This window comes from Buttiauxella sp. AC038 (genome assembly GCF_979253565.1).
In genome coordinates this window covers 1,733,269-1,750,499 of record NZ_CEEDCQ010000001.1, presented here as the reverse complement: position 1 = coordinate 1,750,499, position 17,231 = coordinate 1,733,269, and the positions used below count along the sequence as shown (strand labels likewise).

The window sequence follows — 17,231 nt, the reverse complement described above, 5'->3', positions numbered from 1 at the left end:
CGCTGCGCTAATCCGACCTACGAAATACAGTATTTGTAGGAGAGATTAGTGTAGCAACATCCGACGATTGAAATGACTACTAAAGCTTATCTAGCAAATCTTTAACGTCTTTCGCTTTGCTGCTGTCTTTATGCTTGCCCAGCCAGTCATTCAGGCGACGTTTTGCTTCACTCTGCAACTGCTTACGCAGTACCTGGTCCACTTGCAAAGAGTAATTCAACTTCTGCCATGGCCCATATACTCGCAGCGGGATTGGGGTGGTTTTCAGCACCTCAATCAACTTGCTATCCCCTTTCCAACCGTCAACTACGGTGACATCAAAGCGGGTATCGCACTGCTGCTTAACAAGATCAAGAGTCCCCGCGCCTGTCAGCGCCAACATGGAAGATGCGCCAACCATTTTCTTGAGGGATAACTCGCCATTATCGAGGCTTGCCTGCGCCGAGAAATTATCCAACATGGTGACATTGTCATAATTTTCCTGGGCCTGAACATCATCATTGCTACGGGTTACTGCTTGCTGTATTAGCTGTTGGAAGTTCATACCCTGCATTGTGGTATGTAGCATTGTTATGCTCGCATCCCCTTGCCAGCTACGACGGAAAGCTTCGGCATTGAGTCTGTCACCGCTGAACTCCCCTTCCATCGATAGCAATCCAGACAACGCGATTGGATAGTTAAACGCAGTCAGAATCGGCCCAATTTCTATGTCTTCAACTTTTGGGCTAAATGATAGTTGCGGCTGACTCTGGCGTGCATCAAGCTCGCCCGGGAATGACATACTCCCTTTGCCAAATTTCCCCATCAGTTCAGAAACCGTTAGCAAGCCATAATTGTTAGTTATTGCCGCTTGAACATCGGTGAAATCCAGCCCTCGCCACACCACACTCGACGCGGCAATATTAACCTGGGCAGTAAAATCGCGCAGACTCTGATAGTTGGTCTCTTCGACCCCGGAAGCAATGATCGGACGTGGTAGCGCACTTTGCTGCTGTGCCTGTTGCTGCACGTTGACATTCGTCACTGAGTTGCCAGCAACCAGGCCATCCAGATTCAATTTACTTGAGCGTAAATCGATTACCCACTGAGTTTTGTCTTCCAGCACAGCACTGGCATTACCTTGCAAGTCGCTATCATTGGCAGTCAGTTGCAGCTGATTAAGTTCAAGACGGCGCTGTGGTTCAAGCCAACGTGCAGCAAAGGTTCCACTGCCCGTAACCCCTTTAGCAGGAAGGTCTGCACCTTGAAGTTGGTAATCGAGTTTGGAGATATTGGCACTGAGTTGCTGCGGATAATTGCTGGCATCAAGATCAGCCACCAATGACAAGGTCAAATCACGTTGGTCACGATTAATACGGCTGCTCAGTTCAATGTGCGCTTGTTTTCGCTCATTCTGCTCCATTTGCAGATTGATATTGCGCACCGTAATTTGCTCGTCATCAGCATGCTGGAAAACCAGCACGCTGTCGGCAACTTTGAGTTTAGCTATGTCAAAAGACCAACCGCTGTCTTCATCAGGTGGAGGCGTGGGGGATGACGGCCCGACAGGGGCATCTTTGGCACGGCGCTCTTCTGTCTGGGGAGTGAGTTGAATTACTGCACCTTTCAACATCACCTGGTGAACCTTAAGCTGATGAGAAAGCAGAGGTAATAAGGCAACATCAAGGCGCATATTGTCGGCTCGTACCAAGGGCTGGCTAGCGCCTGGTGCGGTCAATGACATACGTCCTGATAAAATACTAAGTTGTGGCCAGACGTGCCAACGCAGCGGCCCGTCTAAATCCAGTTGATAGCCACTGCGAGCTTCAACCTGGCCTACCATATATGCACGAAAATCATTGGGGTTAACCAATAACACCAACGCAGAAAGGCCGGCAACCAGCACAACCAGCAAAATCATCAGCGTGGTAAGTAATCGTCTCATACAATCCCCATAGAGATGCAACTCAGTCCTTATCAATACGACTCGCCACAGCCCCTTGCTGATCGCGATATTTCGCGTCCTGGCGACTGTTGTAAGGGCGTGCGGCAGGGCCTGAAAGCGGTTCAAAACTCAAAGCGCCAATCATCATACCAGGGCGCAGGGCTAAAGGCAGCTTACCGGAATTATAGAACTCCAGAACAATGCAGCCATGCCAGCCTGGATCGATACGGTGTGCGGTTACATGGACCATCAGACCCAAACGCGCCAAAGATGAACGACCGTCTAACCAGCCGACTAAATCAGCAGGTATCGTTACGGACTCAAGCGTTACCGCTAAAGCCAGTTCTCCAGGGTGTAAGTAGAATGCTTCGCCTTCATTGAGGACGATTTCGTCGCTCATGACGCGTTCCAGAGCTTCGGTCACTTCATCTTTTGGACCGCTTAAATCTATAAACGGTGCCGTATGGCCGCTGAAAGTACGGAATTTGTTCCCCAAACGCACATCGACAGTAGCACCGCTAATGCGTTCAACTGGCGGACGAGGGGTAATCGTTAAGCGCCCGTCATCGAGCCAGGCTTCTATATCGCGGTCACACAAACGCATCAGTGATGCTCCTTATCTCAAGCTCAGTTTTGTTTACCCTGCCACAGCGGGGCTAAGATAGCCACGCTACGAAGGGTAAATACCGGGATTTCATTACGTTTTTGCGAGCGAATAAGTAGAACTCGTCCGCGAAAGGCTGTTATGTCTGAAGATTACTCAAAGAACTGACTGATTTTTGCCTTGAGGATATCAATGGCGATACGGTTTTTACCCCCGCGCGGCACGATAATATCGGCATACTGCTTGGAAGGTTCGATGAATTGTAAAAACATAGGACGAACGGTTTTCTGATACTGGGCCATCACAGAGTCCATTGAACGGCCACGTTCATTAACATCGCGTTTCATACGGCGCATCAGGCAAATATCCAGCGGCGTATCAACAAAAATGGAGAAGTTCATCTCTTCGCGCAGACGGGCATCCGTCAGCAACAAAATCCCTTCCAGAATGATGACTTTCTTCGGCATTAAATGAACAGAGTTACCGGTACGGGTATGTTCAACATAGCTATAGACAGGCAGCTCAATAGGGTTACCTGATTTGAGCATTTGTAAATGCTGAAACAGCAAGTTGTGATCCATCGCGTTTGGATGGTCGTAGTTGGTCTTAACTCGTTCTTCCATCGAAAGATGGCTTTGGTCTTTGTAGTAACTGTCTTCTGGAATGACACCAATGTGTTCATCACCAACTTGATCGCGCAGTTCGCGATACAGCGTGCTGGCAATAAGACTTTTTCCTGAAGCCGACGCACCGGCTATCCCGATGATGACGCATTGATGGGACTTGTCAGTCATGTTGTAACGAGCCTTGTTGACTTAAATGTTGAGGAAGGGCGACGCAAAAGACGTCAAACGCGGCAATTATAGGGAGATCCGCCCGCTGATACCAGAGTAATGCACACGCGAGGGTGATTTTAACTGGCTGGTAGCAGGTAGATGGAAGTCAATCAATAACCACTGCATAAGAATGGTTATTAACGAATGGTAAAAATAAGTATGTCAAATAACACTTTTTATTACTTCTTGATGTTAAATTATGACCGACCTGCATAGGAATTGTAAATTGTTTGTACTAGCATAAAACCGAAACTTATCTTTTTATTTGCATCCGGGCATGGCACCTGGCGGCACGCCTTAACGGATTTGCGGTAATGATCAAACAAAGCACAAAAGAGTTAATCGCAATGCCTTCCTTCATTCTGCCTGCGGGGTTGGGGTTTTTAAGCTTTATATTCACTTTGTACTCCCTGGAATTATCTCTGGTCGGTACTGTTTTAGCACCGCTTTGGTTCCCAACATCCATCATGATGGTGGCCTTATTCCGTAATCCAGTCCGTCAATGGCCAATGATCATTGTGGTATGTGCTCTCGGAAGTCTTTGCGCTTCCGCTATTTTGCAGCCCATACATGAAATTAATCTTGGCTACAGCGCTATAAATATTATCGAGGCATTGTTTGGTGCATCGTTAATGCGGCGTTTCCTCACGCAAATTAACCCATTGCAAAACCTCAATAATTGGGTTCGCCTGGTTTTCTGCAGTGCAATAGTTCCCCCTCTTATTGGCGGCGTGCTGGCAGTTTGGTTGGCGGGTCCTGATGGTGGAAACATCGCTAAAACTTTTTTCGTTTGGATCTTATCCGAAACTATCGGTACTTTAGCGTTAGTTCCAACAGCATTATTGTTTAAACCAAGCTATTTATTACGCCATAAAAATCCGAAACTATTATTAGAAACAATATTCACTTTTGTTATCACCCTGACACTTAGCTATCTTGCTCTGCGTTATATGCCGTGGCCATTTACCTTTATTATTGTTTTTCTGATGTGGAGTGCTATTCGCCTGCCACGTCTGGAAGCTTTTGTTATTTTCCTGGCCACATTAATGGTTGTCTCTTTGATGATGGCAACCAATAGCACGGTAGACATGCAACCGCACACGGACATCATGAATAACGCCCCCTGGCTGCCGTTCCTGATGATTTTATTGCCAGCTAATGTGATGACAATGGTGATGTATTCGTTTCGAGAGGAGCGTAAACACATCACCGAAAGCGAAGCGCGTTTCCGTAACGCGATGGAGTATTCCGCCATCGGTATGGCGTTGGTATCAACCGATGGCCAGTGGTTGCAGGTCAATAAATCGCTTTGCAAATTCCTCGGGTATAGCGCCGAACAACTACGCTCACTGACATTCCAGCAGATAACCCATCCGGAAGATTTACACGCTGATTTACAGCAACTCAATATGCTGGTGAGTGGCAGTATCAACAGCTATTCGATGGAAAAACGCTATTACACCAGCAAAGGCGATGTCGTATGGGCATTGCTGGCGGTGTCTATTGTGCGTGACATTGACGGCACCCCGCTCTATTTAATCGCGCAGATTGAAGATATTAATGATCTCAAGCATACCGAGTGGGTGAATAAACGCTTGATGGAGCGCATTACACTTGCCAATGAAGCGGGTGGCATCGGTATCTGGGAATGGGATCTTGGCAGCGATGTAATCAGTTGGGACAAACGTATGTTTGATCTCTATGAAGTCCCGGCGCATGTAAAACCCACCTACGCTCTGTGGCTTGAATGTATCGTCGCCGATGACGCGCCAATGGCTGAGAAAACAGTTCGCGATGCTTTGCAGGCTCGAGTGCCTTTCAAGATGGAATATCGTATTCATGTCAAAGAAGGTATCCGCCATATTCGCTCACTCGCAAACCGGGTGTTGAATAAAAATGGTGATGTTGAGCGCCTGCTCGGCATCAACATGGATATGACGGAAGTTAAACAGCTGAACGAAGCGTTGTATCAGGAGAAAGAACGTCTACACATCACGCTTGACTCGATAGGTGAAGCGGTCATTTGTACCGATGTAGATATGAATATCACCTTTATGAATCCTATTGCCGAGAAACTCAGCGGCTGGCCACAACAGCAGGCAATCGGTCAGCATATTCTGGCCATTCTGCACATCACGTTTGGCGACACCGGGCCCGTGATGGAGAATATTCATAGTGGTGATTATGCGCGAACGACCATCGAGCACGATGTCGTTCTGCATTGCCGCAACGGCGGCAGCTACGATATCCACTACAGCATCACCCCGCTAACAACGTTGGACGGGCAAAGCATCGGTTCGGTGCTGGTCATTCAGGATGTCACCGAATCGCGTAAAATGCTTAAACAGTTGAGCTACAGTGCCTCACATGATGGGCTGACACACCTGGCAAACCGTGTCAGTTTCGAAAACCATCTCAAACGTTTGCTGCAGAGTGCTGGAGAAAATCGCCAGCGCCATGCTCTCGTGTTTATCGACCTCGATCGTTTCAAAGCAGTGAATGATACCGCAGGGCACGCTGCGGGCGATGCGCTGCTACGCGAGCTCTCCTCTTTGATGCTAAGCATGTTGCGAACAGGTGATTTTCTGGCTCGTCTGGGCGGTGATGAGTTTGGTTTGTTGCTCCCGGATTGCTCTTCTGACAATGCGCGCCATATTTCTGAGCGTATTATCCAAAGCATTAATGACTATCACTTTACGTGGAACGGGCGTTTGCACCGCATTGGCGCCAGCGCAGGTATAACCCAAATTGATGCCGATAACAGAATTGCTTCTGAAGTGCTTTCTCAGGCCGATATCGCTTGTTATGCCTCGAAAAATGGTGGCCGCGGCCGCGTGACCGTCTTTGAATCTTCTCAGCATGAGATTCGCAAAGAAGATCAACATATGACCGTCGATGAGCAAAAGCGCATCATCAACGAGAACCCGATCCTGATGGTAGCCAGAGGCGTTGCCCCGCCACGCGTTCCGGAATCAACCAGTTTTTATGTGGTGTCGTTACGCTTCTGGGGAAGTGATAATGTCGTGATTGATGAGTCCCCTTTCCGCACAGCCGTTACCGACAAAGAGTTGCAATGCGCTCTCGACCTGAGGGTTTTTAACGAATTCTTCAGCAAGTTTTCTCAACAAGTAGCAAGCAAAGGTTTTGGCATCGCGCTTCCTATTTCTTCCCCGGGCCTTGCGAATGATAAAGTTGTCGACGAACTGTTAAGAGGCTTATCCCGTAGCCCACTACCTGCTCGTCTGTTACACCTGATGGTCAATTGCGAAGTGTTGCAAAGTGATGATGAGAAGATAGACAGTAACCTGAAAAGGCTGCGCGATAGTGGATGCCAGTTGATCCTAAGCCACGTTGGTCGAGACCTGGATATCTTTAAACACGTCTCTCGCCAGCGTTTCAGCTACATCATTGTGGATGAAGAACTGATTAGTAATGTTCACTGCAATCTGATGGATGAAATGATGGTGACCATCATTCATGGCCACGCCCAGCGTCAATCATTGCAAACGATCGCAGGACCTGCCGATATGCCAATGGTGATGGATACGCTCTCAGGCATTGGCATCGACCTTATTTTCGGTGAGGCAGTGACTCAACCAACCCCGCTGGAAATACTGCTGAACACCAGTTATTTCGCGATTAATTAATTCGCTATTAAGTACCTGGCACCCAGCCCTCACTATACCAAATATGCAATAACGCGTAGGAGCGCCAGGGCTTCCAGCGTTCGGCGTAACGGCGAATTTGAGTTGGCGTCATACCTGGAAATCGCTGCTTAATCAGATAGTCGTCTGGTAAGAAAACATCATTTGCCTGCCAACCACGCAAAGCAATGTAGTTTGCCGTCCAGCGTCCAATCCCTGGATAAGTGACAAGCGTTTTCACACCTTGCTCAACATCCACAGGGCTATGGAGTGGAAACTCGCCTTTTACCATTTGTTGCGCCAGATGAATGATCGCAGCACCACGTTTTAAGGGCATACCAAGCGGCTTTAGCTGTTCAGGGCTCAACGATGCCAGTCGTTCAGGGGTGGGAAAAAGTCGCCAATCAGGAAAATCCACCAGCGGTTCACCAAAAACCTGCGCCAGTTTACTGGCAAGTTTTGCTGCCATTGCTACGCTCACCAGTTGCCCCAGGATGGCGCGAACAGACTGCTCAAAGGTGTCCATGCAACCTGGCAAACGAAGGCCAGGACGTGCAGTCGCTAAATCCCCAAGACTTTCAAGAATGGTATGGGGCTGACAGTCAAGGTCGAGCAGTTGTTTCACTTTTTGCAAAACCTCATCGGCAACCGGCTCCAGACCCGTACTCAGCGTCACTTTTAGCTGGCAGGCTTTCTCATCGGGCTCAAGCGTAACTAACCCTTGATACTTCCCTAAAGCAAAACTGCGGCAGTAATTCTCATCTGTGACAATCTCGACGCCACTAACCGCTCGCCCGGCCAGGAAACCAAACATCCACTTCCAGTCGTAAGGTGGGTTGTACTCCAGTTGATACATTGTCTCTTCCTGTCGTTAACTATCGCAATAGCATAGGTGCACGCCACTAATAATGCCTTGCTTTGATATTCAGTTGCCCGATGCTTCACATTCCGCTAAAGTCGCCCCCTTCTTCACCGGCATGGGGATTATATGCAATTTATTGGCTTCGATTATGGTACTGCAAACTGCTCGGTAGCAGTAATGCGTGACGGCGTTCCACAGGCGCTGGAGATGGAGAACGGCTCAAAACTGCTTCCGTCAATGTTGTGCGCTCCGACACGTGAATCAGTAAGTGAATGGCTATATCGCCATCACGAGGTTCCTGCCACTGGCACCGAAACCCAGGCATTGCTGCGTCGCGCGGTATCCTTTAATCGCGAAGAAGATATCGATGTCTTGCCTAACAGTGTGCAATTTGGCTTGAGTTCCCTGCGCCAGTACATGGAAGACCCGGAAGAAGTTTACTTCGTTAAATCACCCAAATCCTTCCTCGGCGCTACAGGCCTAAAACCTCAGCAAGTCGCTTTGTTCGAAGATTTAGTCTGCGCGATGATGCTACATATCCGTAATCAGGCGCAAAGCCAGGTTGCCGAGCCGATTACTCAAGCTGTGATCGGCCGCCCGATTAACTTCCAGGGTTTAGGTGGTGATGAAGCAAACCGGCAGGCTCAAGGGATCCTTGACCGCGCAGCTCATCGGGCTGGTTTTAAAGATGTGGTGTTTCAGTTTGAGCCGGTTGCGGCCGGACTTGATTTTGAAGCCACATTAAACGAAGAAAAACAGGTTTTAGTCGTCGATATCGGCGGTGGTACCACTGACTGCTCAGTATTGCTGATGGGGCCGCAATGGCGTGCTCGTCGTGATCGCGAACAAAGCCTATTAGGCCACAGTGGTTGCCGAGTTGGCGGTAACGATCTGGATATTATGCTGGCCTTTAAACAGCTTTCCCCATTACTGGGTATGGGCGGACAAACCGAAAAAGGTATCGCCTTGCCGGTATTGCCGTGGTGGAACGCGGTCGCAATAAGCGACGTCCCGGCACAAAACGATTTTTACAGCAGTGCCAATGGCCGCATGCTTAACGAACTGGTGCGCGATTCACGTGAACCTGAAAAAGTGGCATTCCTGCAAAAGGTCTGGCGCCAGCGCCTTAGCTATCGCCTGGTGCGTGCTGCAGAGGAGAGTAAAATCGCGCTCTCCGATAGTCAGCAAGTCGCCACCATGCTGCCGTTTATCAGTAAAGAATTGGGCTGCGAGATTACTCAACCGGATCTGGAAAGTGCTATCAGTCAGCCACTGCAACGTATTCTCGAGCAAGTCACACTTGCGCTGGAAAACAGTGCCGTGAAACCGGATGTGATTTATCTCACTGGTGGTAGTGCTCGCTCACCACTGCTGAAACATGCATTGGCTCAGCAATTACCGGGTATTCCGCTGGCGGGAGGCGATGATTTCGGCTCCGTTACCGCAGGCCTGGCCCGTTGGGCTGATGTGGTGTTCCGCGATTAATCAAACCGCCGTGGGGAAACCTGCGGCGTTTTAAATCTTTAGCTGTTTAACGCCATCCGGAAACTCAATTTGCAGTGAAAGCTTGCCACCCAACGCTTCGATATAACGCTTTAGTGTCCCCAGTTTGACTTCATTGCCGCGTTTTTCAATTGCCGTGACGGCTGGCTGGCTACTTAACGACCATAACCTTACGAGCCGCCTCGTAAAAAACCGCCATCTCAGACTTATCCATACAGTACTCCATATTTCCTCCATTTTTCCGCCGCCTTAACTCACTACACTAGTATCATTAGGCCTAACCCCTGAGTACGACGGGGATAATCGTTTCAGGAAGAGAAGACGTAAATCTATGAAAGGCACATTCACCGCACGTGGGTTATGGATTGCAGCAGCAGTCATTGTCGTTATCGCCGCCATTTTTTACTGGCGCCATTCGAGCACGGGTAATGACACCGCAGGTTCGCAATCAACTCAGCAGCGCCATGCCGGCAACCGCCAAGGGATGCGCGGCGGTGCATTAGCGCCGGTTCAGGCCGCAACGGCGACCAGTGAATCTGTACCGCGTTATCTCACAGGTCTTGGCACTATAACTGCCGCGAACACCGTTACTGTGCGCAGCCGCGTGGATGGGCAATTACTGGCGATCCACTTCCAGGAAGGGCAGCAGGTAAAAGCAGGTGATTTACTGGCTGAAATCGATCCAAGCCAGTTCAAAATCACCCTTGCCCAGGCACAGGGCCAGTTAGCAAAAGATCAGGCAACACTTGCCAATGCACGCCGTGACCTGGCGCGTTATCAACAACTGGTTAAAACCAATCTCGTGTCACGTCAGGAATTAGACGCGCAACAAGCATTAGTCAATGAATCTGTCGGCACGATTAAAGCTGATGAAGCCGCCGTTGCCAGCGCTCAGTTGCAGCTCGACTGGAGCCGAATCACCGCACCAATCAATGGCCGCGTGGGGTTAAAACAGGTCGATGTTGGCAATCAGATCTCCAGCAGTGATACCGCCGGGATTGTAGTGCTGACCCAAACACATCCTATCGACCTGATCTTTACCCTGCCTGAAGGTGATATAGCGACCGTGGTTAAAGCGCAAAAGGCAGGAGCAACGCTGAGTGTTGAAGCCTGGGATCGTACTAATAAGCAGAAGCTCAGCAGCGGCTCACTGTTAAGTCTGGATAACCAGATTGATGTCACCACTGGCACCATCAAACTCAAAGCCCGCTTTAATAATGAAGACGATGCACTGTTCCCAAACCAGTTTGTTAACGCACGCATGCTGGTGGATACCCAACAAGATGCCGTGGTTGTTCCCACTGCTGCGGTACAAATGGGCAATGAAGGCAGCTTTGTCTGGGTGCTCAATAGCGAAGATAAAGTCAGCAAACACCTGGTGACTACCGGCATTCAGGATAGCCAGAAAGTCGTTATCACCGCGGGCCTTTCTGCAGGTGAACAAGTGATAACGGACGGAATTGATCGCCTGACTGAAGGGGCGAAAGTGGAAGTTGTCGAGGCACAATCAGCGAAATCAAGCTCTCCGCAGAGCAACACCGAAGCCGCACCAAAACACAAACGTAACGGAGCGACCTCCTGATGCAGGTGTTACCACCGAGCTCCACAGGTGGCCCATCGCGCCTGTTTATCCTACGGCCAGTTGCCACCACACTTTTGATGGTGGCCATTTTGCTGGCCGGGATTATTGGCTATCGCTTCTTGCCTGTGTCTGCATTACCCGAAGTGGATTACCCAACAATTCAGGTGGTAACGCTTTACCCTGGAGCCAGCCCGGATGTAGTGACATCAGCAATTACCGCGCCTCTTGAGCGCCAGTTTGGCCAGATGTCGGGCCTCAAACAGATGTCATCACAAAGTGCCGGTGGGGCATCGGTTGTAACATTGCAATTCCAACTCACGTTGCCACTGGATGTTGCCGAACAGGAAGTACAAGCCGCTATTAACGCCGCCACAAACCTGTTGCCAACCGACCTGCCGAATCCGCCGGTTTACAGCAAAGTAAACCCAGCGGATCCACCAATTATGACTCTCGCTGTCACCTCAACTGCCATGCCGATGACCCAAGTCGAAGACATGGTAGAAACGCGCGTGGCACAGAAAATCTCCCAGGTTTCCGGTGTTGGTCTGGTGACGCTTTCCGGCGGCCAGCGCCCGGCGGTGCGCGTGAAACTTAACGCCCCGGCGATTGCCGCACTTGGCTTAACCAGCGAAACCGTGCGCACAGCAATTACCAGCGCCAACGTTAACTCAGCAAAAGGCAGTCTGGATGGCCCGGAGCGCGCCGTTACGCTTTCAGCAAACGACCAAATGCAGTCGGCTGAAGAGTATCGCAACCTGATCATTGCTTATCAGAACGGTGCGCCAATTCGTCTTGGCGATGTGGCAACCGTTGAGCAAGGGGCAGAAAACACCTGGCTTGGCGCGTGGGCGAACAAGCAACCGGCGATAGTGATGAACGTGCAGCGCCAGCCGGGGGCGAATATTATCGACACCGCCGACAGCATTCGTGCGATGTTGCCCGCGCTAACCAAAAGCCTGCCGAAATCGGTTGAAGTCAAACTGCTCAGCGACCGCACGACCAACATCCGCGCCTCCGTTACCGATACCCAGCATGAGCTGATGCTCGCCATCGCGCTGGTTGTCATGATTATCTACCTGTTTCTGCGTAACGTTCCGGCGACCATTATCCCGGCAGTTGCAGTGCCACTGTCATTGATCGGGACTTTTGCGGTGATGGTGTTTCTCGATTTCTCAATAAACAACCTGACGCTGATGGCGTTAACCATCGCTACCGGTTTTGTGGTCGATGATGCGATTGTGGTTATCGAAAACATCTCGCGTTATATCGAAAAAGGCGAAAAACCACTGGCCGCATCGCTAAAAGGTGCCGGTGAAATTGGTTTCACCATTATTTCCCTGACATTTTCGCTTATCGCAGTACTGATCCCACTGCTGTTTATGGGCGATATTGTGGGCCGCTTATTCCGGGAATTTGCCGTCACGCTGGCTATTGCGATTCTGATATCGGCGGTGGTGTCGCTGACACTGACACCAATGATGTGCGCAAGGATGTTAAGCCACGAATCACTGCGTAAACAGAACCGTTTCTCCCGCGCCAGTGAGCGCTTCTTCGATCGCGTAATTGCCGGTTATGGGCGCATGTTAACCCGCGTATTAGACCACCCATGGCTAACGCTGGGAGTCGCTTTTGGCACTCTGGCACTCACCGTTGTACTGTGGATTTTCATCCCGAAGGGGTTCTTCCCGATCCAGGATAACGGCATTATTCAGGGCACTTTACAGGCACCGCAATCTGTCTCCTTTGCCAGCATGGCGCAGCGCCAACAGCAGGTTGCAGATGTGATAATGAAAGATCCTGCGGTAGAAAGCCTGACCTCATTTATAGGAGTGGATGGTACCAATCCGTCTCTGAACAGTGCACGTTTGCAAATTAACCTCAAACCATTAAGCGACCGTGACGACCGTATTCCAGTGGTGATTGAGCGTTTGCAAACTAACGTGGCAAAAGTGCCGGGGGTCGAGCTTTATCTGCAACCGGTGCAAGACTTAACCATTGATACCACAGTTAGCCGTACGCAGTATCAGTTCACCTTGCAGACAACCTCACTCGACGAGCTGAGCACTTGGGTGCCGCAATTAACTGAAAAATTGCGAGCATTGCCGCAACTGGCTGATGTCAGCAGCGACTGGCAGGATCAAGGGCTTGTGGCCTATGTGAATGTTGACCGGGCCAGTGCCAGCCGCCTTGGTATCTCCATGTCAGATGTCGATAACGCGCTCTATAACGCATTTGGTCAGCGCCTGATTTCCACTATTTATACGCAGGCCAACCAGTATCGCGTGGTGCTTGAGCACGATACCAGCACCACTCCTGGCCTGAGCGGGTTGGATAATATTCGCCTTGCCAGCACTGACGGCGGCAGCGTGCCGTTAAGTAGCATTGCTAAAATCGAGCAGCGTTTTGCCCCGTTGACGATAAACCATCTCGATCAGTTCCCGTCGAGTACCTTCTCGTTTAACGTCACTCAAGGTCATTCACTGGAAGATGCGGTTAAAGCGATTACAGCAGCGGAAAAAGAGCTCGCCATGCCTGCTGATATCACCACTGAGTTCCAGGGCAGCACCCTCGCCTTCCAGGCGGCATTAGGCAGCACCATCTGGCTGATCGTGGCCTCAGTGGTGGCGATGTACATCGTGCTTGGCGTGTTATACGAAAGCTTCATTCACCCGATAACTATCCTGTCGACACTGCCAACTGCGGGCGTAGGCGCATTACTCGCGTTGATGCTAGCAGGAGCCGAACTGGATGTGATTGCCATTATCGGCATCATTTTGCTTATCGGCATCGTGAAGAAAAACGCCATCATGATGATCGACTTCGCCCTCGCGGCGGAGCGTGAACAAGGCATGAAACCGTACGATGCGATTTACCAGGCCTGTTTACTGCGTTTCCGTCCGATTCTAATGACGACTCTCGCCGCCCTGCTAGGTGCATTGCCGTTGATGCTCTCAACCGGTGTGGGTGCGGAGCTGCGCCGCCCGCTGGGGATTGGCATGGTCGGTGGTCTGCTGGTGAGCCAGGTATTAACGCTGTTTACCACGCCGGTTATCTATTTGCTGTTTGATAACCTGTCGCATGCGGTGCGCCGCCGCTTTGGTCGTCGTGATGAGGAAGTGCTGTGAAATTCTTTGCACTGTTCATCTACCGGCCCGTCGCCACCATTCTGCTGACCGCCGCCATCACATTGTGCGGCGTGTTGGGCTTTCGCCTGCTGCCTGTGGCTCCGCTGCCACAGGTGGATTTCCCGGTTATTATGGTCAGCGCTTCACTGCCGGGTGCCTCACCTGAAACCATGGCATCGTCAGTGGCAACACCACTTGAACGGGCACTCGGGCGTATTGCTGGCGTGAATGAGATGACCTCATCGAGTTCGCTTGGCAGCACGCGTATCATTCTGGAATTTACTTTTGACCGCGATATCAACGGAGCAGCGCGTGATGTGCAAGCCGCGATAAACGCCGCGCAAAGCCTGCTGCCAAGCGGAATGCCAAGCCGCCCGACCTATCGCAAAGCTAACCCGTCAGATGCACCCATTATGATCCTGACGCTAACTTCCGATACGTTTTCGCAAGGCCAGCTCTACGATTTCGCCTCCACACAACTGGCGCAGACCGTCTCGCAGATTGATGGTGTGGGCGATGTGGATGTCGGCGGCAGTTCATTGCCTGCGGTGCGTGTGGATCTCAACCCACAAGCACTATTCAACCAGGGCGTTTCGCTCGATGCCGTCCGCACCGCTATCGACAATGCTAACGTGCGCCGTCCGCAAGGTGCTGTGGAAGATGGTTCTAAGCGCTGGCAATTGCAGACAAACGATGAGCTAAAAACCGCAGCGGAATATAAGCCGTTAATCATTCACTACAACAATGGTGGTGCGGTACAACTGAGTGATGTCGCTAACGTCACCGATTCAGTACAGGACGTGCGTAACGCCGGGATGACCAACGCGAAACCCGCGATTTTGCTGATGATTCGCAAATCCCAGGAAGCGAACATCATCGAGACGGTTGACAGGATCCGGGCGAAAATCCCTGAGTTGCGTGAAACGATTCCTGCGTCGATCGATTTGCAAATCGCCCAGGATCGCTCGCCAACCATTCGTGCCTCTCTTGCTGAAGTCGAGCAGTCGTTGGTTATCTCGGTCGCACTTGTGATTCTGGTGGTGTTCCTGTTCCTGCGCTCCGGGCGCGCAACACTGATACCCGCAGTCGCGGTTCCGGTGTCGCTCATCGGCACCTTCATCGCTATGTACCTGTGCGGCTTTAGCCTCAATAACCTGTCGCTAATGGCGCTAACCATCGCCACCGGTTTTGTGGTGGATGACGCTATAGTGGTGTTGGAGAATATTTCCCGCCATCTAGAAGCGGGCGTGAAACCATTGCAGGCAGCACTTCAGGGCGTACGCGAAGTTGGTTTTACCGTGTTGTCGATGAGCCTGTCGTTAGTCGCCGTTTTCCTGCCTTTGCTATTAATGGGTGGCTTGCCAGGCCGGCTGTTTAAAGAATTTGCAGTCACGCTTTCAGTCGCCATCGGTATCTCACTGGTGGTGTCGATTACGCTTACACCGATGATGTGTGGCTGGTTATTAAAGAATAAACCGCAGCATACCCCAACCCGTAACCGTGGATTTGGACGCGTACTTGTCGCGATGCAACAAGGTTATGGGCGTTCGCTGAAATGGGTGCTAAACCATACGAAATTGGTGGGTGTTGTGCTGCTGGCAACCATCGCACTGAATATCTGGCTGTATATCGCGATTCCAAAAACCTTCTTTCCTGAACAAGACACCGGGCGCTTGATGGGCAACATTCAGGCCGACCAAAGCATTTCATTTCAGGCGATGCGTGGGAAGTTACAGGACTTTATGAAAATCGTCCGGGATGATCCGGCGGTGGACAATGTAACGGGCTTCACCGGTGGTTCACGGGTAAACAGCGGCATGATGTTTATCTCATTAAAGCCGCTTTCTGAGCGTAAAGAGACGGCACAACAGGTTATCGATCGTTTACGTAAATCACTGGCAAAAGAACCCGGTGCGAGCCTGTTCTTAATGGCCGTGCAGGATATTCGTGTCGGCGGACGCCAGGCCAATGCCAGTTATCAGTACACGCTGCTGTCGGATAATTTGGCCGATCTGCGCACCTGGGAGCCCAAAATACGCCAGGCGCTGGCCAAACTGCCACAGCTCGCTGATGTGAACTCCGATAGCCAGGATAACGGCGCAGAAATGGATCTGATTTATGACCGTGAAACCATGTCACGGTTGGGCATAAGCGTTCAAGATGCCAATAATCTGTTAAATAACGCCTTTGGCCAGCGGCAGATTTCGACAATTTACCAGCCGCTTAACCAGTACAAAGTGGTGATGCAAGTCGACCCGCGTTACACCCAGGACATCAGCGCGTTGGACCAAATGTTCGTTATCAATAAAGAAGGCAAAGCCATCCCGCTTTCGTATTTTGCCAAATGGCAACCGGCAAACGCGCCTCTTGCCGTTAACCATCAGGGGTTATCAGCCGCCTCCACCGTGTCATTTAACTTGCCTACTGGCGTGTCGTTATCGGAAGCCAGTGATGCCATTGACCGCACTATGACGGCATTAGGCGTGCCTTCAACCGTGCGCGGGATGTACGCGGGAACCGCGCAGGTATTCCAGGACACCATGAAATCCCAGGTTTTGCTGATTATTGCCGCCATCGCCACGGTGTATATCGTGTTGGGGATTTTGTATGAGAGTTACGTTCACCCGCTGACAATCCTCTCCACCCTGCCTTCTGCAGGCGTTGGTGCTTTGTTAGCCCTGGAGATATTTGGCGCGCCGTTTAGCTTAATCGCGCTCATTGGCATCATGCTACTGATTGGTATCGTGAAGAAAAACGCCATCATGATGGTCGACTTCGCCATCGACGCGCAGCGTAACGGCAATCTGCAACCGGAAGAGGCGATTTTCCAGGCCTGTCTGCTGCGTTTTCGCCCGATTATGATGACCACGCTGGCCGCACTTTTCGGTGCATTGCCATTAGTGCTCACCAGCGGCGACGGTGCGGAACTGCGCCAGCCGCTTGGGATAACCATCGTTGGCGGTTTAGTCGTCAGCCAGTTATTGACGCTGTACACCACGCCGGTGGTGTATTTGTTCTTTGACCGCCTGCGGATGCGCTTTGCGCGTAAAAATGATCGTCTTGCGACAACGGATTAATCATCCCATGGCACTGGAATATCCAAAATAATTGGAGTTGCAGCAAGGCCGCAAGTGAATGAGTCCCGATGAGC

General features: G+C 50.9%; 9 protein-coding genes and 1 pseudogene. 5 read left to right on the top strand and 5 right to left on the bottom strand.

Annotated features, from left to right (window positions below; translation table 11 throughout):
- Positions 1-79: 79 nt before the first annotated feature.
- From asmA to udk, 3 genes are all read right to left on the bottom strand, one after another.
- Positions 80-1,924, bottom strand: a complete 1,845-nt coding sequence (gene asmA / locus AC0IXI_RS08320) for an outer membrane assembly protein AsmA (protein WP_413498592.1) — start codon at positions 1,922-1,924, stop codon at positions 80-82.
- Positions 1,925-1,946: 22 nt separating this feature from the next.
- Positions 1,947-2,528 (bottom strand): dCTP deaminase, encoded by a 582-nt coding sequence (gene dcd / locus AC0IXI_RS08315; RefSeq protein WP_064512248.1) that lies wholly within the window; start codon positions 2,526-2,528, stop codon positions 1,947-1,949.
- Between the two features lie 152 nt (positions 2,529-2,680).
- A complete protein-coding gene (gene udk, locus AC0IXI_RS08310) occupies positions 2,681-3,322 on the bottom strand; it encodes a uridine kinase (RefSeq protein WP_064512250.1) in 642 nt (213 codons plus the stop codon).
- Between the two features lie 356 nt (positions 3,323-3,678).
- On the opposite strand from udk, the gene AC0IXI_RS08305 reads away from it, so the two are divergent.
- A complete protein-coding gene (locus tag AC0IXI_RS08305) occupies positions 3,679-7,011 on the top strand; it encodes a diguanylate cyclase (RefSeq protein ID WP_471682230.1) in 3,333 nt (1,110 codons plus the stop codon).
- Between the two features lie 7 nt (positions 7,012-7,018).
- Here the strand turns inward: AC0IXI_RS08305 and alkA are convergent, their stop codons facing one another.
- Entirely contained in the window at positions 7,019-7,864 is an 846-nt protein-coding gene (gene alkA / locus AC0IXI_RS08300) for a DNA-3-methyladenine glycosylase 2 (protein ID WP_471682229.1), read from the bottom strand.
- A 132-nt stretch (positions 7,865-7,996) separates the two neighbouring features.
- Between alkA and yegD the strand changes: the two genes are divergently transcribed.
- A complete protein-coding gene (yegD, locus tag AC0IXI_RS08295; RefSeq protein WP_471682228.1) occupies positions 7,997-9,355 on the top strand; it encodes a molecular chaperone in 1,359 nt (452 codons plus the stop codon).
- 30 nt (positions 9,356-9,385) lie between these two features.
- Here yegD and AC0IXI_RS08290 read toward each other — a convergent pair.
- Positions 9,386-9,526 (bottom strand): annotated as a pseudogene (locus AC0IXI_RS08290) (transcriptional regulator); the annotation flags it as partial.
- Between the two features lie 178 nt (positions 9,527-9,704).
- Between AC0IXI_RS08290 and AC0IXI_RS08285 the strand changes: the two are divergent.
- Genes AC0IXI_RS08285 through mdtC form a run of 3 tightly spaced genes read left to right on the top strand, consistent with a single transcriptional unit; the run spans position 9,705 to position 17,157 of the window.
- Positions 9,705-10,955, top strand: coding sequence for an MdtA/MuxA family multidrug efflux RND transporter periplasmic adaptor subunit (locus AC0IXI_RS08285; protein WP_471682227.1), 1,251 nt, complete (start codon positions 9,705-9,707; stop codon positions 10,953-10,955).
- Positions 10,955-14,080: an MdtB/MuxB family multidrug efflux RND transporter permease subunit gene (locus AC0IXI_RS08280; RefSeq protein WP_471682226.1), complete on the top strand. Its 3,126-nt coding sequence runs from the start codon at positions 10,955-10,957 to the stop codon at positions 14,078-14,080. The genes AC0IXI_RS08285 and AC0IXI_RS08280 overlap by 1 nt, the downstream gene beginning before the upstream one ends.
- The gene (gene mdtC / locus AC0IXI_RS08275; RefSeq protein WP_413498598.1) at positions 14,077-17,157 is read left to right on the top strand and encodes a multidrug efflux RND transporter permease subunit MdtC; all 3,081 of its coding nucleotides are present in this window, start codon (positions 14,077-14,079) and stop codon (positions 17,155-17,157) included. The genes AC0IXI_RS08280 and mdtC overlap by 4 nt, the downstream gene beginning before the upstream one ends.
- Positions 17,158-17,231: the final 74 nt, after the last annotated feature.